This is a genomic window from Dyadobacter sp. UC 10, assembly GCF_008369915.1.
In the GTDB taxonomy this organism is placed as follows: Bacteria; Bacteroidota; Bacteroidia; order Cytophagales; family Spirosomataceae; genus Dyadobacter.
In genome coordinates this window covers 1636666-1653704 of sequence record NZ_VSRN01000001.1, presented here as the reverse complement: position 1 = coordinate 1653704, position 17039 = coordinate 1636666, and the positions used below count along the sequence as shown (strand labels likewise).

Sequence of the window (17039 nt, the reverse complement as noted above, 5' to 3'; positions counted from 1 at the left end):
GCCATATCCAGAGTTTAGGAAATTCGTATTCTATCCGTTGAACTACGCAGTCAAGAATCTAGGAAACGAACTTGGAATGTGTGAAAAACAAAAAAGCCAGGCTTAAAACCTGGCTTTCGTGACCGCGACGGGAATCGGTCGATCGCGACCCCGGCCGGCACCGGCCGCCCGGCCATATCTAGAGTTTAGGAAACTCCTATTCTATCCGTTGAACTACGCAGTCAAGAATCTAGGAAACGAACTTGGAATGTGTGAAAACAAAAAAGCCAGGCTTAAAACCTGGCTTTCGTGACCGCGACGGGAATCGGTCGATCGCGACCCCGGCCGGCACCGGCCGCCCGGCCATATCTAGAGTTTAGGAAACTCCTATTCTATCCGTTGAACTACGCAGTCAAGAATCTAGGAAACGAACTTGGAATGTGTGAAAACAAAAAAGCCAGGCTTAAAACCTGGCTTTCGTGACCGCGACGGGAATCGGTCGATCGCGACCCCGGCCGGCACCGGCCGCCCGGCCATATCTAGAGTTTAGGAAACTCGTATTCTAGGCTCAAGACCAAAACTTGTGGAGCAACTTGGATTAAGCATATAATTGAGTAAGGCGATACAGGAAGAACTCAACGTTTCTTACCCCTCTGAACTGTGCTCTGAACGCTTTGATTTTCGCGTTGAAGGATTCGGCAGATGCGTTAGTGCTGCGGTTATCAAAGTAATTAACGATTGTCTTATAGTGGTTTTCAATCGAGCGGGCTACGGTATTGAATGACTTGAAGCCAGATTGCCGGACCTTTTCATGCCATTTGGCTAATCTGGTCAACCCATATATTTTTTCCGTTGTAGTCGTGAAGATGTTACTGAGCCCTATCGTTAGCTCGTACGCTTTTTTCAAATCGGGGAAGCGTTCAAAAAGAAGCAGGGCGCGTTCTTTTTGGCTGTCTGTCCAGGTATTGGGCTTTTTGTATAGCGCGTACCTGCTTCGAGCCAGTAGCTGTTTAATGGTGTCGCCATTAGATAATATCTCTGGATGATATTCATTCTGAGACATTTTAGCCTGCTCAATAGCATCGCTTTCCTGATCCAGGACTTCCCAGCGATGTTTGATCCGGATATCTTGGAGGGCATCAACTGCGAGTCTTTGAACATGGAAACGGTCAGTCACTCGCACCGCCCGTGGAAAGCATCGCTTGGCAATCAAGGACATACTGCCCGCCATGTCCAGGGTGATTTCTGACACTTTCTTCCGCAGTGGTTCCGGGATTTTGCGAAGTACTTCAATCACTGCTTCTGCCTTAGTTCCAGCCACTATTGCTACAATGCTGCCACGGCCACCTTTGGCAGATTTATTGGTAAGGATTGTATACAATTCGCCGTGCGAAAGACTGGTTTCGTCGATCGATAGATGAGATCCTAGGTTTTCGGGATACAAGAGCCATTTTTTTGCATGACCTCTTTGCTTCCAATCTTTAAATCCACTCTGAAAATCACGATACTGCCGTAGCAAAGCCCTACCATCAACGCCATAGAAACGACCAATGCTCCAAATATCATTAGCCCTCGTATCCACCAATTTCTTTTAAAAAATCCGCGAATTCAATAGTCATTCGCGTGCCTTCTGCTACTTCTGTCCAGTCTCTATGGACAACTTTGCCAGTCTTGGTATTGAGCCACCTACGACGTTTAATATGAAGGAATACCTTGTGGCCCCGAATTGGGAAATCCTGCAGGGTAATGGTGGGGAAATAACCTTTGGAGAGCAAGTCTGCCTTTATTGGATCAGCTTCTGGATAATTTTTCTCTTCCAAATAGACGTGATAACGTTCCTCTGACTTCTCTACATGGGTCAGTAAGTAATTCTCAATTATAAAATCCGGTAAGATTAACTCGATAAGCGGCAGGAAACTCTCCAAAACAAACTGGTTTGATTAAAAACACAAACCTAGATAAATCCTATCCGCTCCACAAGTTTTTGATTTGATCCGTATTCTATCCGTTGAACTACGCAGTCAAGAATCTAGGAAATGAACTTTGAATGTGTGAAAACAAAAAAGCCAGGCTTAAAACCTGGCTTTCGTGACCGCGACGGGAATCGAACCCATATCTAGAGTTTAGGAAACTCCTATTCTATCCGTTGAACTACGCAGTCAATTTGGGCTGCAAAACTCGGAAAAAATCGTTTGAATTACAAAAGATTATTCCTCCGTTTGGATTGCAGTGTAACCCAGATCCAGCCAGTTCGGATAAATAGAAAAGTGCTTTTCCTTTACCAGAGAAAATAATGTATTTCTCAATTCATCAATATTCTCCTTCTTTTCGGCAGAAATAAATACAACATGTTCGGCCTTGTCGGCGATGTAACTTTTCCTAAGTTGTTCCAATACAGTTTCCTGCAGCATCACGCCTTCCTCTTCTTCCTCCTCATCGTTGAAAGCCGGGTTGTAGAGGTCTATCTTGTTGAATACCAATATTGAAGGCTTGTTTGCGGCGCCAATTTCTTCCAGTGTTTTGTTAACAACATCGAGATGTTCTTCAAAAGACGGATGCGAAATATCAACCACGTGCATTAGAATATCGGCCTCGCGAACCTCATCGAGCGTCGATTTAAACGATTCGATCAATGTAGTTGGAAGTTTCCGGATAAACCCGACGGTGTCAGTCAGCAGGAAGGGAATATTTTCCATATTTACCTTCCGCACGGTGGAATCCACGGTTGCAAAAAGTTTGTTTTCAGCAAAAACATCTGCTTTCGACAGGCCGCGCATGAGCGTTGATTTGCCCACGTTGGTATAACCCACGATCGCCACACGGACCAGCCGGTCGCGCTCTTTCCGGCGGGTAACGCTTTGCCGGTCTACTTTTTCCAGTTTTTCCTTCAAAAATGCGATCCGGTCCTTTACGATCCTCCTATCCGTTTCCAGTTCAGTTTCACCCGGTCCGCGCATCCCTACACCAGCACCCGACTGGCGGCTTAAGTGTGTCCACAACCGGGTCAGACGAGGATACATGTATTGGTACTGAGCCAGCTCGACCTGCAATTTCGCCTGTGCCGTCTGTGCGCGCATTGCAAAAATCGCCAGGATCAATAAACTTCTGTCAATTACCTTGATGTCAGTAAATTCGGCTTCGAGATTTCGTACCTGGGAAGGGGTAAGGTCGTCGTCATAAATGACCATATCCACCGGGGTGGCTTTGATGAAAGTGTGTATCTCTTCCAGTTTTCCTTTCCCCGTATAAGTCCGGATATCAGGGCGTTCCAGGTTCTGCGTAAATTTTGCAACCGTTTCCACGCCGAGCGTGGTAGCCAGGAAGGCGAGTTCATCCAGGTATTCCTTTGTTTTATCTGCCGATTGTTTTTGAGTACTAACCGCCACCAGCACAGCAGTTTCGGGCTGGACAGCAGTGGAATATAATTTCTTCTTATCGATCATGAATTGGTTTTTTGATTCTTAATAAATTCTACCCGCAATGTAGCGACTTGCAAGGGGTATTTGTGGAGAAGGTAGATTTGGAACGGTAACCCTGCTTCAAAAGTTCATAAAACTTTATGCCTTAATAACATTTTTAAACTTTAAGCCCCGATTTTGTTTGATTATACGAAAAACACTTTTGTATATTTGCGCAAATCTTCAAAGCCGATGCTGCTCTTTCACCTCGGACTACAAGCTTAGTCCGCCGACCTTCCGGTCTCTTTAATGGTCTCTTTTTCGTGATCCACACGGGTCGCAATTCTTCATTATTATTTTTATTTCAACTCTTTATCCATGAAAAAGTGGTTTCAACTACTTCGTCAGGCTATTCGTGGCTCCGAAGAAAGTTTTACCGAAGGAAGCATTAACCGTGCAATTTTTCTACTGTCTGTACCTATGATCCTGGAAATGGTCATGGAGTCACTTTTTGCCGTCGTTGATATTTTTTTCGTTTCAAAAGTTAGTACCGAGGCCGTAGCGACTGTCGGCCTCACGGAATCAGTGATCACACTGGTTTATTCGGTCGCAATTGGTCTGAGTACTGCCGCTACGGCCACGATCGCCCGCCGTATTGGTGAAGGGAACCATGCGCAGGCAAGGCATGCAATTGGCCAGGTAATCCTTATTTCGCTTTCCATTTCATTAGTAATTGCAGTGATAGGCACATGGTTCGCGGGCGATATTCTGCGCGCGATGGGAGCGGATGCAAAAGTGATCGAAACAGGTACCAACTTCGCGAGGATACAGTTTCTGAGCAGCCCTGTGGTGGTATTGCTTTATTCTTTAAGTGGTGCATTGAGGGGCGCAGGTTCTGCCGCAACCGCCATGCGGTCGCTGATCGTGGCGAATGTTTTTAATATGATCCTGGGGCCGCTATTGATCTTCGGAGTCGGGCCGTTTCCTGAACTGGGCGTGACCGGCGCGGCAATTGCTACCGCCACAGGTCGCTCTATCGGTGTCGCTTACCAGCTTTTTTCTTTAACGAAAGTGAACAAAATGCTTTCACTGACGTGGGCGGATCTAAGTCCAAACAAAGAAATGATCGCGACGATCGTAAAAGTGGCTACCGGCGGCACGGTACAGTTTCTGATAGGCTCGGCCAGCTGGATTTTCCTGACGCGTATTTTGTCCGAATTTGGAAGCGACGTGGTGGCAGGATATACCATTTCAATTCGCGTGATCATGTTTACATTGCTGCCTGCGTGGGGATTAGCGAATGCGGCTGCCACATTGGTAGGGCAAAACCTGGGCGCAGGAAAGCCCGAAAGAGCGGAGACTTCGGTCTGGAAATGTGCATCTTATAACCTGATCTTCTTACTCGGACTTTCCGTATTGATGTTCGCAGGCGCGGAAACGATCGTCAGCTTATTCAGTACCAATGCAAAGGTGGTGGAAACAGGAAAAATGGCGCTGCGCGTGCTTTGTCTGGGATACGGATTTTACGCCTACGGAATGGTAGTGATCCAGTCACTGAACGGGGCAGGGGACACTAAAACTCCGACCGTGCTTAATCTGATCTGTTTCTGGGCCATTGAAATTCCTGTCGCGTATGTGCTGGCCGTTATCCTCGGTTTAGGACCAGTTGGCGTTTTTGCATCAGTCCCTATTGCGGAGTCCGTTCTTGCGCTGCTTGGGATCTGGCGATTCAGATTGGGCGGATGGAAGGTGGTGAAGGTATGATTGCAGAAACAAATTGAGGCTGGTCTTGGTTTAACCTTTTAGATACATTGACAATCTCCGCATGAAAATAGAACAGATATATACCGGATGTCTTGCCCAGGGCGCTTATTTTATTGTTTCCAATGGCGAGGCTGCGGTCATCGACCCGCTCCGCGAAGTGGAACCTTACATCCGCAAAGCCGGGCAAACCGGCGCTACGATCAAATATGTATTTGAGACGCATTTTCATGCGGATTTTGTCTCCGGCCATTTGGATTTGTCAGAAAAAACAGGCGCGCCCATTATTTACGGGCCCGGCGCAAATACAGGTTTCAAAGCACATATTGCCAAAGACGGCGAGGAGTTTCAGTTAGGCGAAATATTTATGAAAGTCCTGCACACCCCCGGGCACACACTCGAATCCACTTGCTACCTGCTCCTGGATAAAGACCGTAAACCGGTTGCGTTGTTTAGTGGGGATACGCTTTTTATAGGTGACGTAGGCCGGCCTGATTTGGCTCAAAAAGGCGATCTGACCATGGACGATCTGGCGGGAATGCTTTTCGATAGTTTGCGGAATAAGGTGATGCCATTGCCGGATGATGTGATTGTATACCCTGCACATGGTGCAGGATCGGCTTGCGGCAAGCATATGAGTAAGGAAACTTCCGATACACTGGGCAATCAAAAGCGCTTTAACTACGCTTTGCGTGCGGATATGACCAAAGAGGAATTTGTTAGGGAGGTAACTGCCGGCCTGGCCGAGCCGCCGCAGTATTTCCCCAAAAACGTAAAAATGAACCGCGATGGCTACGAAAGTATAGACGATGTGCTCGAACGTGGCGATCAGGCCTTGTCTGCGGAAGCGTTTGAAGCAAAAGCCAACAATACGGGAGCGTTGATCCTGGATACCAGAAAAGCGGCAGATTTTGCGAAAGGTTTTATCCCGAATTCTATCAATATCGGGATCGATGGAAGCTTTGCACCGTGGGTAGGAGCGTTGGTGCCCGATTTAAAACAGAACCTCTTGATAGTCACCGAGCCGGGCAGGGAGGAAGAAGTGATTACCAGACTTGCGAGAGTGGGTTATGACCATACCATCGGCTATTTGAACGGCGGTTTCAAAACCTGGGCAGAATCCGGGAAGGAAATTGATTCGGTTGCTTCAATTTCGGCAGATGAATTTGAAGAAGATTTCAAAAAAGGCGAAATCGACGTAATAGACGTAAGAAAACCCGACGAGTTTGCTTCGGGACATATTGAAGGCGCCAAAAACCTGCCGCTTGATTATATCAACGACCTGATGGAAGAGTTCCCAAAAGACAAAAACCTGTACATTCACTGTGCAGGCGGCTACCGTTCCATGGTCGCCGCTTCGATCCTGAAATCAAGGGGAATACAAGGGGTTATCAACATAGAAGGCGGTTTTGGAGCAGTTTCCAAAACCGAAGTGCCTGTTCTGCAAGGGGTTTAGAAAATCATAAGTTATGAACGAGCTACTTAATACATTGCGACAGCCCTGGCCGTGGTATGTCGCAGGGCCGCTGATCGGCCTTACTGTGCCGGTTTTATTGCTTTTGGGAAACAAGTCATTTGGTATATCCTCCTCGCTCCGGCATATGTGTGCGGCTATTATCCCGGCCAATATTTCTTTTTTTAAATACAATTGGCGCAAAGAAGCATGGAACCTGTTTTTCGTGGCAGGAATCGCATTGGGCGGATTTCTGGCGACCTTCCTGCTGGCAAACCCTGATCGGGTGATCGTTTCAGAACAAACGCAGGCTGCGTTAATCCCGCTCGGAATTTCGGATTTTTCAGGATTAATGCCTGCGGAAATTTTTTCGACAGACTATATGATGTCGCTTAAAGGATTGATATTTCTCGTTCTGGGAGGATTTCTGGTGGGTTTTGGGACAAGGTATGCGGGCGGCTGTACTTCCGGCCACGCCATTATGGGGCTTTCCAATTTGCAGTGGCCTTCGCTCGTAGCGACGGTCAGTTTTATGGCAGGAGGCTTTTTATGTACACATTTGCTATTGCCTTTACTCCTGCAAATCGTGAAGTAATCTTAAACGGAGCTTAACAATGGACAAACAGAACAGCCCATTTGCAACAGACCAGTCGGGGCCGGATATTTCGCTGGCAGAAGGCGGCGATGGCGCCAATATGCAGCGAGCTGACGAATCGTTTACCGGAAAGGTCAAATATTTGGTCGTTGGGCTACTCTTCGGGGTCGTATTTGTAAAGGCTGAGATCATCTCCTGGTTTCGCATTCAGGAAATGTTCCGCCTTGATTCGTTCCACATGTACGGCGTGATCGGCTCTGCTGTGATAGTCGGGTTGGTGTCTGTTTTTTTAATTAAAAAACTGAATATCAAAACCTTGTCAGGGGAAATTGTGCATATTCAGGACAAGGTTTTTCAAAAAGGGCAGATATATGGTGGACTGATGTTCGGCATTGGCTGGGCGATTACCGGCGCCTGCCCCGGGCCACTCTTCGCGCAGATCGGCAGCGGATACCTGGCTGTGATCGTCACATTGCTCAGCGCGATCGCGGGTACGTGGACTTACGGTTTGCTACGCCCTAAATTGCCACATTAAATTATTTTTTCACTGCAATCAGATAGAGCTGCTCGTCGCCCAATCCAAACGGATCGGCTTCGAGATTTCCAAAAGTACCGACTACCTTTAAATCAACCGATTCGAGCATTGCGGAGATTTCGGCCAGCGTATAAATGTACTGGTACACAGTATGGGTCACTTTTTGGGAGTCCGAAATAAATGTCTGCTGCGCCTCAATGCATCCTTCTTCTGGGCGATATTCATTTTCTGCTAGGTAATAAATATCATCTCCGACGGGCATCCAGTTGCGGACCTGAAAGTTTGGCAGGATACTTTCCGCCAGGTTTTCGGTATGCAATGCGACGTGACCGCCTCGTTTCACAGCCGCAGCTATTTTGCCGAAAAACCCGAGCATATCCTGCCTTGGGAAGAAGCTAAGGCTGTTGCCCAGACAATAAGCCGTATCAAATTTCCCCTGGCCGAAATCAGTTTCCAGGACATCGCCGCAAACTACATGAACCGGCAGCTTTCGCTTTGTTTTTACTTTCGTAAGCTCATCGCAATACTCCACGGAAATATCAATGCAGGTCATTTCACAGCCCGCTTCCGCCAGCGGAAGCGCGTGGCGACCGTAGCCTGACAGGATATCCAGCACCTGGCTACCTTCTTTCAGTTCCAGTACATCCCGCAGGAAATCAACTTCAAAATCGGTATATTCTTCGTCCTGGTGAAGTTTCCAGGCAACTTGGGGCAAACCTTTAAAATAACTGTGATACCAGGCCACTGTGATGTTTTTGAATTTTGGCAAAACTAATAAAATGCAGCCCGTAAATGCAGAGAAGCGCAATAATCTACATTTTCATCAAACCGGGAGTAAGCCGCAGATATACCTGGCCTGACATCGGATTTTTGCCATAAGCATTCCTGAAATAGGAATTGCTTTCTTTAACATGGTGATAGCTGACCTGCCCGCCAGCCTGGACCAGCGTATTTGCAAAAGAGAAAAGCTGCCTGTTAATGCCCAGGGTAAATGCGGAGATCGACTCTTTGGTTGAATACTCCGGAATATCACTTCCTGCCTCTAATAAATCATTAAAACTTTTCTGAACGTTTTCAAACCGGCCATAAACCGCCCATTTATTAAGTTGCAGATTCGACTCTGCGAGATAGGAATTCCCTTTGTGGCTACCGGAGTTCTGGCCCCAAAGCACCGTCGACGAAATCCATTTGTTCTCGCCACCCAGCTGCGCGCTGTGCTGCACGGAGGCGGTAGTGCGGGTCACATCGTCGTGTGCATGCAGCCGCTCGGGACTTTTGATAAATGCCCGGCTGGCCTGAAAAGCAAAGTTTGCAGAAGGATTAAACAGCAGGCGGTAACTGTAAGAATCGAAACGCGGTTTGTCGAAATCGAACCGGTTTTCATCAGGCTCGCGCCCGGTAAAGGAAGATCCTTCCAGCTTGAACATCCCGTAACGCACTCCCGCAGTTACCACGCCAAATGTAATGTGTGTGGCATCTTGCCAATGGTGGCCCAAAACCGCGTCAGGGTTGTTGAATGCAGACATCCGGTGCATAAATGCGGTCGGGCCGAGTGCGGGCTCGCCCGGGTATCCCGCGTAAATTGTCAGGTCCAGTTTTTCATTGATCCGCTGCGTATAAGCCACAGAAAGTTCGGAAATGAGGTCGTGAGGATGCTGGCGATCGACTAGTGGGACATTGTTCCAGCTCTCGCCAGATTGAAAAAGCAGCGGGTATCCTGCGCCTCCGTCGACAAGCTTGTCTACCGAAACCATCGCCCGCAGGTTCAGCAGCCCGTTTTTACCTACCTGGCGCTGGGCCATACCCATTACCCAGTTTGGCGCGCTGAATTTTGCGTCGGCCCCTTTCTTATTTTTATTGTTAAAATTTTGGGAAGTATAGCGCAGGAAAATGCTCCCGTGCAGCATGTAGTTCCATTTGTCACTATGCTTCATGTAAGCGTACATCGGCGTGGCGTCGGGCTGCCAGCCGGTACCCGATCCGTTGCGCGTCATCGGCAGAGTGAGCGAAAAGCTATGCGTCATTAGGTGCGCGGGCTGCATTTCACCGTGCTGCATTTTGCTATGGTCCATCCCGCCATGATCTGCCTTTTTTTCGTGCATTTCATGGTTTGTGGTATCCTTTGCGGGCTGCTGATGGTGCTCGTGCTGTCCTAGTACAGGAAAAGCGGCCATTCCCAGACCGAGAATGGCCAGGTTTCTTAGTTTGTTATATTCCATGACGAAGTGATTGTAGTAATTAATGCGGTGCGGCGGTTTTGCGGCAGCAGCTTGGAAGTTTATCGTGCGCTTTCTGGTTTGCGAGCTGGTTATCAGCGTCGTAACCAGTATTTATGATCGTCGCTTTGATTGCCTCAGGCGTGGTTTTGTTCGGGTTGTATTTAACTGTAATTACCTTATCGTCAAGGTTTAAATTGGATCCTTTCACGCCTTTTGAAAGTCCGAGATTGCGCTCAATGCGCGCTTTGCACATTTCGCACACAGCCGAAGTCTTTATTTTTACCTCCCTGTCCTCCCCCGAGGCAAATACTGTATTGATCCCTAAGAACAGGATCGTAATCAGTGAAAGAATGGTTGTTTTCATAATTTCTGTTGTTTAATTTTTGATTATTAATGCTGGTGTTTTACGGAGTCTGCGCCCTGGAACGCCACTTCCTGTAACTCCATTTTGCAAACCGGACATTTGCCGCTGTCAGAATAGGTTTTGTCACCTTCACATTGCATTGGACAGCTATATGCAGCAACTTGGGTTGACTTAACTTCCGTCGTTTGCTCCTTCGTTTGTTCAGAATTTCCGGAGCAGCCGAATATCAGAAAAAGGGTTACGGCTAAAAGTGCTTTTGTTATCATATTGAAGGTTTGATCTATTAATACTTGCACCATAATTCAGGTAAATATCAGTTTCCAATCGCGTCTAGCGTCTTTCTGGTCATCGCACTTTTCTTAAATTCCCCCGGCGTCATGCCGGTTACTTTTTTAAACTGATTACTTAAATGCGCGGTGCTGCTATAAGAAAGTCGCCAGGCCATTTCGCTCAAAGTGAGTTCATTATATGAAAGCCATTCTTTCAGCTTTTCCACTTTTTGGGCGATAATGTATTGCTCAATGGTCTGCCCGGTTTCGGAAGAGAACAGGGTGCTGAGGTAGGAATATTCGTAGCCCATTTTCTCGGATAAAAAATCTGAAAAATTCATTTGTGAAGGTTTCTGACCTTTCAGGTTTTGGATTTCCTCAATGATCAATGTTTTCATATGCTCTACCAGTGCAAGTCTGCGATCGTCGAGCAGTTCAAAACCATTGCTTTCCAGCACAGCCCTGACTTCCGTCAGTTTTTGCGCCTCTATTTCCCCGACGGTCTCCACCTCACCCAGTCCGACTGACAAAAGTTCAAGCCCCAGCCCAGTCAATTCTTCCCGAACGACCCGCTTACAGCGGTCGCAAACCATATTTTTAATATATAACTTCATAAAAAAGTGTATTTAAAATCTCCCTTCCCTCCCTGTTACCGGATAATCTTATAACGCAACCCGGCGTAAATCATTCGCCCTACTACCGGACCCCAGGCCATTCCCGCGTCAAAATGCTCGCCAAAGGGTTGGTCTGCGCCTATGATTGGGTTTTTTTGACGGAAATTCGCCAGATTTTCGCCGCCCAGGTATACATCCCATTTAGGAAAAGTCCGGGTGATCTGTGCATTCAGATTGTAGAATGAAGGAGCAATAGTCGAATTCAGGTTATCTGGCACATGATGGTCGGGAACGCTGCCCATGTAAGGAATGCGCTTTTTACCATTCCATTGAACCGTAAAATCAAACTTCCATTTATCGTACGGCAATGCATAACCGGCGTTGAACAAAACCCGGTCGCGGCTGACCATCATCCTTGGAAGCAGCACATTCTGGTCGTACAGATTCCGGATCGATTGCTTCACGTCAAACAAACGATACGCAAGTTTCAGCTCGAAGCGCTTAATCGGCGTCAGATTCACTTCCGACTGAAAACTATTGGCAAATGCTTTTCCTTCGAGGTTGTAGAAGCGAATGAATCGCGGGTCTTCAAGGTCGGCTACCAGCTGATTTTCAAAATTGGTCCGATAGTAATCCACGATCAGATTTCCCTTCATATCGCCTATTGTGAAATCCTGCGTTAAACTTGCACCGTAATTCCAGCTTTTTTCCGGCCTGATTGGTTCTCTGAAAAACACTTCCCGCGAGCTGACCAGATTGCCGTAATATTCAGCCAGCGGATTGGAAACCCGGAAACCTGTGCCGACCGACGCGCGCAGGGTAGTCTGATCGGTCAGACTATATTTCAAATGCAGGCGCGGCGTCCATTGCGTTCCGTAAAGATTATGGAAGTCAACCCGGCCGCCAGCGACAAGCACAAACTTGTCAAGATTATTGTAAGTGTATTCGAAAAACGCACCCGGCACCGACTCGTTCCTTACCAGGGAAAGATTGCGATAACGTTCATCATAATTGTCAAGCAAATAGCTCAATCCTGTTTTGTAAGCGTGATTGGTATTGCCGATAATGGATTGATAGATCAGGTTTGCGTAAATCGTTTTTTGCTTTCCATCATAATTATTTACTCCAAAATAGGACTTTGAATCGTGAACGGAAGCATTTACGATCAGGCCCAGCCCTTTGTAAGGCTGCTCGGGAAATAGTCGTGCAATCTTTGAGAAAAACTCATAACGGTTGATTTTTGCACCGAAACCATAAACATCTGTACTTCCCCGCATTTCGCGTTTGAAATCCTGCTGGCCACCCATTCTATCTTCTGCCAGCGCTTTCACGCCAAACTGCGCCATCCATTTTTCGTCCTGATATTTCCAGCGGTTGATCGCATTGATCTGGCTGTAAAGCGGCAGGTCCAGAAAATTGTCGCCGTTCTTGTCGATCCTGTTTTTCAGCGTACTGCCATGGGTCAGGAGGCTGGTACTCCATTTTTTGTTGATCTGGTGCGCGAGGTTCAGGTTTAGCTCTGCCCGGCCAAAATTATTGACGTAGGTATTCAGGTAGAGCTTTTCCTCGGTATCGGGTTTTTGCAGCTCCACATTGATCTGCCCCGTCATCGACTCATATCCGTTTACCACAGAACCTGCGCCTTTACCGATATCAATGGACTGAACCCACGTTCCGGGAATGAAATTGAGCCCGAAAGTAGAGGCGAGCCCCCGCAGCGAAGGAATGTTTTCTACACTGGTTTGAATATAGGTACCACTCAATCCAAGCATTTGAATTTGCTTAGAGCCTGTCACTGCATCGCTGTAAGAAACGGAAATGGATGCATTGGTTTCAAAACTTTCGGAAAGGTTACAACACGCCGCTTTCGCAAGTGCACGGGTAGTAATGATTTCGGTTTGATGCGGGGAAAGTCTGTCGATGCTGCCCGCGCCGCTACGTACTGTAACTTCGTCTAGCGTCTGGTCATTTTGTAAAACAACCTGCAATTCGCTTTCTCCGGTTACTTTAATCGTATCATTTTTGAAGCCCACAAAAGTGACTACTAAAAGATTGGACTGTGCGGATCTCGGAATAATGAAGCGTCCCGATGTGTCCGTTGAGGCGGCCTGAGTAGTGCCGGCCCAATATACGTTTGCGCCGGAAATCGGGCTCAGCCGGGTGGAATTGGGTACCTGCTCGTTCACGGAGCCGGTAATACGCTGGGCCGAGGCGGAAATAGTGAGCAGACAGAGTAATGCTGCCAAATAGGTTTTCATTTCAAATTGATTCAATTGACAAATAAATTAAGCAGCAAATCATTAAAGGGATTTGCGTTAACTAATTCACTATCAATGGTATCAAATTAGAAATGACTGAATAAATAACCGCATACCTGTCCCGTACAACCGGGAAGAAAAGGATATGTCAGTAAGATAGGGGAGCTCTGGAAGGGTCCATTCTGCCCGGATAAATGAATAGGAAGTAGTAAACCAAACAATATCTGCCGGCCACGCTTTGATGATCTTGCCCGAAGACTGGGGACTGCCAGTTGCTACATTTAGCTTTTCAAAAGTATGGTTCTCTTTGCAGCAGGCTGTCTTTTTGAAATAAGTGCCTTTGCTTTCCTTAACCTCTTTTTTCTTCGAACAGCACGAACCGGAGTTCTTGTCAGCATCAGTTTTCTTGGCGGCCAGTAACTGCACCGATTTCCCCCGCATCATACATTGATGCTCCACCAATGCAAATCCGGTACTGCTAAACAGTATCAGAAATGCCATTAAGGCGGTGATCGATCGGTGCAATTTGTTTTTCATGCTTGCTTTCAGCGGAGTCCGCTGAATTTTTTTGGCTCTGAATTTTCAGAAAGGGATGTTCAAAGATATAAGAATCAGGCTAGTTCTTCGGCAGAGTACCCGGCCTTTTTGATGAGTTGTTCTATTTCGCTGGCTGAATGAGTGGTTTTTACATTCAATATCCTGTCGGCACTTTCAAGGTCTACCTTCCAGTCCGATACATTTTCATCGCCATTGAGAAAAGGAGTGACGGTTGCCACGCAGCCCCCACATTTAATATTTGTTTTGAATTTGAGCGTTTCCATTTTTTGATAGTGGCTTTTTGCCTGTGTACTTTTTAATTTTCTTTTACAAATATCGGCAACACAGTTCTCCGGTTATTACAGAATTATGGGAGGGCGTTACAGAGTTTTGGGAACGAAGCTTACAACCCGGCACTTTTCAGCCGCAGGCTATTCATCACCACCGATACCGAGCTCAGCGCCATTGCGCCACCTGCGATCATTGGGTCGAGCAGAAAACCGTTGAATGGATATAGAACCCCTGCTGCGACGGGAATGCCGATGATATTGTAGATAAATGCCCAAAACAGGTTTTGTCGGATTGTAGCCACTGTTTTTCGGGATAATTTCAAAGCTTTCGGCAATACAAGCAGATCGGAAGTAATGAGCGTCATTTTCGCCACGTCCATTGCTATGTCCGATCCTTTTCCCATCGCAATGCTCACGTCGGCCTGGGCCAATGCCTGCGAATCGTTAATGCCGTCGCCGACCATCGCCACAACTTTTCCCTTTGATTGTAATTCACTGATAAACTGCATCTTGTCGCCCGGTTTTACTTCCGCCCGGTACGAATCAATGCCCGTTTGTTTCGCGACCGCAGCAGCAGTCTGCAGGTTGTCGCCGGTGAGCATATACACCTCGATGCCCTGCCTTTTAAGTTGCGCTACTGCTTCCGAAGATGTTGGTTTGAGGGCGTCCGCAATGGAAACCAGCGCGATAACCTGGCGATCAGCCGCGACTGCGATTACGGTTTTCGCTTGCTCCGATAATATCCTTACTTCCCGAGCCAGCTCGTCACTGATCTGCACTTCTTCCGCTTTAAGAAAAGTGAGCGTGCCGATCAGGTACTCGATTTCGCTTACCTCGCCGCGTATCCCGCTGCCGGTAACTGACGCGAATTTTGTTACAGATGCTTCTGGAGAAGTACTGATGAAATTTACAATAGCCTTTGCCAGGGGATGTTCGGAACGCGATTCCAATGCTTTTATAGCCGATAAGTGCTTTTCCTGATCTATACTCTGCGTTTTCCAGATCCATTCTGTCACAGCCGGCTGGCCGAGGGTAAGGGTACCTGTTTTGTCCAGAACAACCGCATTTACCCGGTATGCTTTTTCGAGACTTTCTGCATCGCGGATCAAAATGTTATTTTCTGCACCTTTCCCGACTCCAACCATCATCGCAGTAGGCGTTGCCAGGCCAAGCGCACAGGGACAGGCGATCACAAGCACCGAAACGGCGGCCATCAAACCGTGCGTCAATGCATTTTCTCCGCCAGCAAAAATCCAGACAACCAATGTCAGAAATGCTATCCCTATTACCACAGGCACAAAAATACCTGCGATTTTATCTACCAGCCTTTGGACAGGCGCCTTGCTTCCCTGCGCTTCCTGCACGGTTTTAATGATTTGAGCCAGTACAGTTTGCTTGCCGACTTTCTCTGCTTTAAAAGTAAAGCTGCCATTTTGATTGATGGTACCCGCAAAAACGTTGCTGCCCATTATTTTTTCCGTCGGAATCGGCTCGCCCGTCATCAGGCTTTCATCAACGAAAGAATTGCCTGACAGTACTTTTCCGTCAACCGGGATTTTTTCGCCGGCGCGAATAATGATTTCGTCTCCGGCCAGCACATCTCTTACGTTAGTTTCTATCTCAGAGCCGTTGCGGATAACGTGAACGGTTTTGGGTTGCAGGCCGATCAATTTTTTCAATGCGCCGGAAGTCTTCGTCTTGGCGCGTTCTTCCAGCAATTTGCCCAAAAGGATAAAAAAGACGATTACCGCAGCAGCTTCAAAATAAACGTGTGGATGTAACCCTCTTTCGTGCCAGAATTGCGGATAAAATGTATTGAAAGTGCTGAAAAGGAATGCGACACCCGTACTAAGTGCCACCAGCGTGTCCATATTTGCTTTCCGGTGCTTTGCCTGTTTCCAGGCATTCACATAAAAATCCCGGCCGAAAATGAACAATACGGGAATGGTAAGCGTGAGCATGATGTAGTTCGCATAAGCCATATCCATGAAAAACATGCCCAGTATGACTACCGGAATAGTCAGGGCTCCTGCACGAATGGTTTTGTTTTTCAATGCGGCGTAATGCTCATTTTGAAGCTTCTCCTGCTCCGCAAGCGCGTCATCTTCATCATTTTCAATAATCAGCCCGTAGCCGATGCCTTGCAATACCTCGTCAAGCTGCTGCAGGCTGACTGTCCCGGGGTCAAAGCCGATCGAGACAGATTGGTTGGCGTAGTTTACCCCGGCGTCTTCAACTCCGGCTGTGCTTTTAAGCATACTTTCTACGCTCACGGCACAAGCTGCGCACGACATGCCCGTCACTGGAAGTGTTATTTTATGTATTTCTGTTGCTGTGTCCATAGTCTTATTCTTGCTTTTACAAAGATAAACCCAGCCGGTTCGGGGCGGATTACACAATTATGGCTGCACATTGCATCATTATCAGGCCAGCCGTGTTCCGTTGGGCACTTCGAAATCAGGACTTGCAAGTATTACTTCTCCGTCGGGCAGGACGAAACCGGTTGTAAGTACCTCTGATCTGAAATCAGCAATTTGTTTCGGCGGGAAATTGGTGACGCATAGAACCTGTTTGCCGAGCAGTTCTTCCTGTGAGTAAAGTTTGGTGATCTGTGCCGAGCTGGCTTTAATACCAATTTCAGGACCGAGGTCAATTTTTAATTTAAATGCGGGTTTTCTGGCTTTGGGGAAGTCGGCGACCTCGATGATCGTTCCGGCAACCAGGTTTACTTTCTCGAAATCCGGCCAGGTGATAGTTTCCATTTTGC

At 47.3% G+C, this 17039-nt stretch carries 17 protein-coding genes and 3 tRNA genes; 4 read left to right on the top strand and 16 right to left on the bottom strand.

Annotated features, from left to right (window positions below; genetic code table 11):
* Positions 1–119: 119 nt before the first annotated feature.
* The 6 genes from FXO21_RS06610 to hflX form a co-directional block, all read right to left on the bottom strand.
* Positions 120–223: transfer RNA gene (locus FXO21_RS06610), tRNA-Arg, on the bottom strand.
* A gap of 66 nt (positions 224–289) precedes the next feature.
* Positions 290–393, bottom strand: a tRNA-Arg gene (locus FXO21_RS06605).
* A 184-nt stretch (positions 394–577) separates the two neighbouring features.
* The gene (locus FXO21_RS06600; RefSeq protein WP_225865555.1) at positions 578–1561 is read right to left on the bottom strand and encodes an ISAon1 family transposase; all 984 of its coding nucleotides are present in this window, start codon (positions 1559–1561) and stop codon (positions 578–580) included.
* Positions 1545–1904 (bottom strand): ISAon1 family transposase N-terminal region protein, encoded by a 360-nt coding sequence (locus FXO21_RS06595; RefSeq protein ID WP_149638820.1) that lies wholly within the window; start codon positions 1902–1904, stop codon positions 1545–1547. Before FXO21_RS06595 ends, FXO21_RS06600 begins: the two co-directional genes overlap by 17 nt.
* Positions 1905–2068: 164 nt before the next feature.
* Positions 2069–2140, bottom strand: a tRNA-Arg gene (locus FXO21_RS06590).
* A 46-nt stretch (positions 2141–2186) separates the two neighbouring features.
* Entirely contained in the window at positions 2187–3422 is a 1236-nt protein-coding gene (hflX, locus tag FXO21_RS06585) for a GTPase HflX (RefSeq protein WP_149639352.1), read from the bottom strand.
* Between the two features lie 333 nt (positions 3423–3755).
* Here hflX and FXO21_RS06580 point away from each other — a divergent pair, with 333 nt between their 5' ends.
* The 4 genes from FXO21_RS06580 (at position 3756) to FXO21_RS06565 (ending at position 7721) form a co-directional block, all read left to right on the top strand.
* Complete coding sequence (locus FXO21_RS06580; RefSeq protein WP_149639351.1) at positions 3756–5141, top strand: MATE family efflux transporter; 1386 nt, start codon at positions 3756–3758, stop codon at positions 5139–5141.
* 61 nt (positions 5142–5202) lie between these two features.
* The gene (locus FXO21_RS06575; RefSeq protein WP_149639350.1) at positions 5203–6594 is read left to right on the top strand and encodes an MBL fold metallo-hydrolase; all 1392 of its coding nucleotides are present in this window, start codon (positions 5203–5205) and stop codon (positions 6592–6594) included.
* Between the two features lie 13 nt (positions 6595–6607).
* Entirely contained in the window at positions 6608–7186 is a 579-nt protein-coding gene (locus tag FXO21_RS06570; protein ID WP_149639349.1) for a YeeE/YedE family protein, read from the top strand.
* 100 nt (positions 7187–7286) lie between these two features.
* Positions 7287–7721 carry a DUF6691 family protein gene (locus FXO21_RS06565; RefSeq protein WP_149643394.1) on the top strand — a complete coding sequence of 145 codons (435 nt, stop codon included), beginning with the start codon at positions 7287–7289 and terminating at the stop codon, positions 7719–7721.
* Position 7722: 1 nt separating this feature from the next.
* On the opposite strand, the gene FXO21_RS06560 is transcribed toward FXO21_RS06565, so the two are convergent.
* The 10 genes from FXO21_RS06560 to FXO21_RS06515 all read right to left on the bottom strand — a co-directional run bounded on the left by FXO21_RS06560 (position 7723) and on the right by FXO21_RS06515 (position 17034).
* Positions 7723–8490 carry a class I SAM-dependent methyltransferase gene (locus tag FXO21_RS06560; protein ID WP_225865597.1) on the bottom strand — a complete coding sequence of 256 codons (768 nt, stop codon included), beginning with the start codon at positions 8488–8490 and terminating at the stop codon, positions 7723–7725.
* A 43-nt stretch (positions 8491–8533) separates the two neighbouring features.
* Positions 8534–9940, bottom strand: a complete 1407-nt coding sequence (locus tag FXO21_RS06555; RefSeq protein WP_225865596.1) for a hypothetical protein — start codon at positions 9938–9940, stop codon at positions 8534–8536.
* Positions 9941–9959: 19 nt separating this feature from the next.
* On the bottom strand, positions 9960–10304 hold the full coding sequence (locus FXO21_RS06550; RefSeq protein WP_149639348.1) for a heavy-metal-associated domain-containing protein: 345 nt from the start codon (positions 10302–10304) through the stop codon (positions 9960–9962).
* A gap of 26 nt (positions 10305–10330) precedes the next feature.
* Positions 10331–10570, bottom strand: a complete 240-nt coding sequence (locus FXO21_RS06545; protein ID WP_149639347.1) for a heavy metal-binding domain-containing protein — start codon at positions 10568–10570, stop codon at positions 10331–10333.
* A 47-nt stretch (positions 10571–10617) separates the two neighbouring features.
* Positions 10618–11187 (bottom strand): helix-turn-helix domain-containing protein, encoded by a 570-nt coding sequence (locus tag FXO21_RS06540; protein WP_149639346.1) that lies wholly within the window; start codon positions 11185–11187, stop codon positions 10618–10620.
* A gap of 35 nt (positions 11188–11222) precedes the next feature.
* The gene (locus FXO21_RS06535; protein ID WP_149639345.1) at positions 11223–13445 is read right to left on the bottom strand and encodes a TonB-dependent receptor; all 2223 of its coding nucleotides are present in this window, start codon (positions 13443–13445) and stop codon (positions 11223–11225) included.
* A gap of 81 nt (positions 13446–13526) precedes the next feature.
* The gene (locus tag FXO21_RS06530; protein ID WP_149639344.1) at positions 13527–13982 is read right to left on the bottom strand and encodes a hypothetical protein; all 456 of its coding nucleotides are present in this window, start codon (positions 13980–13982) and stop codon (positions 13527–13529) included.
* A gap of 74 nt (positions 13983–14056) precedes the next feature.
* The gene (locus FXO21_RS06525; RefSeq protein ID WP_149639343.1) at positions 14057–14266 is read right to left on the bottom strand and encodes a heavy-metal-associated domain-containing protein; all 210 of its coding nucleotides are present in this window, start codon (positions 14264–14266) and stop codon (positions 14057–14059) included.
* A gap of 119 nt (positions 14267–14385) precedes the next feature.
* Positions 14386–16614 carry a heavy metal translocating P-type ATPase gene (locus FXO21_RS06520; protein ID WP_149639342.1) on the bottom strand — a complete coding sequence of 743 codons (2229 nt, stop codon included), beginning with the start codon at positions 16612–16614 and terminating at the stop codon, positions 14386–14388.
* 81 nt (positions 16615–16695) lie between these two features.
* Positions 16696–17034, bottom strand: coding sequence for a tRNA-binding protein (locus tag FXO21_RS06515; RefSeq protein ID WP_149639341.1), 339 nt, complete (start codon positions 17032–17034; stop codon positions 16696–16698).
* Positions 17035–17039: the final 5 nt, after the last annotated feature.

Bases quoted from the DNA above. Each gene is read 5' to 3' on its own strand.
- FXO21_RS06525 (WP_149639343.1), bottom strand. From the start codon at position 14,266: ATGGAAACGCTCAAATTCAAAACAAATATTAAATGTGGGGGCTGCGTG.
- FXO21_RS06535 (WP_149639345.1), bottom strand. From the start codon at position 13,445: ATGAAAACCTATTTGGCAGCATTACTCTGTCTGCTCACTATTTCCGCC.
- FXO21_RS06565 (WP_149643394.1), top strand. From the start codon at position 7,287: ATGCAGCGAGCTGACGAATCGTTTACCGGAAAGGTCAAATATTTGGTC.
- FXO21_RS06530 (WP_149639344.1), bottom strand. From the start codon at position 13,982: ATGAAAAACAAATTGCACCGATCGATCACCGCCTTAATGGCATTTCTG.
- FXO21_RS06580 (WP_149639351.1), top strand. From the start codon at position 3,756: ATGAAAAAGTGGTTTCAACTACTTCGTCAGGCTATTCGTGGCTCCGAA.
- FXO21_RS06570 (WP_149639349.1), top strand. From the start codon at position 6,608: ATGAACGAGCTACTTAATACATTGCGACAGCCCTGGCCGTGGTATGTC.
- FXO21_RS06575 (WP_149639350.1), top strand. From the start codon at position 5,203: ATGAAAATAGAACAGATATATACCGGATGTCTTGCCCAGGGCGCTTAT.
- hflX (WP_149639352.1), bottom strand. From the start codon at position 3,422: ATGATCGATAAGAAGAAATTATATTCCACTGCTGTCCAGCCCGAAACT.
- FXO21_RS06540 (WP_149639346.1), bottom strand. From the start codon at position 11,187: ATGAAGTTATATATTAAAAATATGGTTTGCGACCGCTGTAAGCGGGTC.
- FXO21_RS06550 (WP_149639348.1), bottom strand. From the start codon at position 10,304: ATGAAAACAACCATTCTTTCACTGATTACGATCCTGTTCTTAGGGATC.
- FXO21_RS06520 (WP_149639342.1), bottom strand. From the start codon at position 16,614: ATGGACACAGCAACAGAAATACATAAAATAACACTTCCAGTGACGGGC.
- FXO21_RS06545 (WP_149639347.1), bottom strand. From the start codon at position 10,570: ATGATAACAAAAGCACTTTTAGCCGTAACCCTTTTTCTGATATTCGGC.
- FXO21_RS06555 (WP_225865596.1), bottom strand. From the start codon at position 9,940: ATGGAATATAACAAACTAAGAAACCTGGCCATTCTCGGTCTGGGAATG.
- FXO21_RS06515 (WP_149639341.1), bottom strand. From the start codon at position 17,034: ATGGAAACTATCACCTGGCCGGATTTCGAGAAAGTAAACCTGGTTGCC.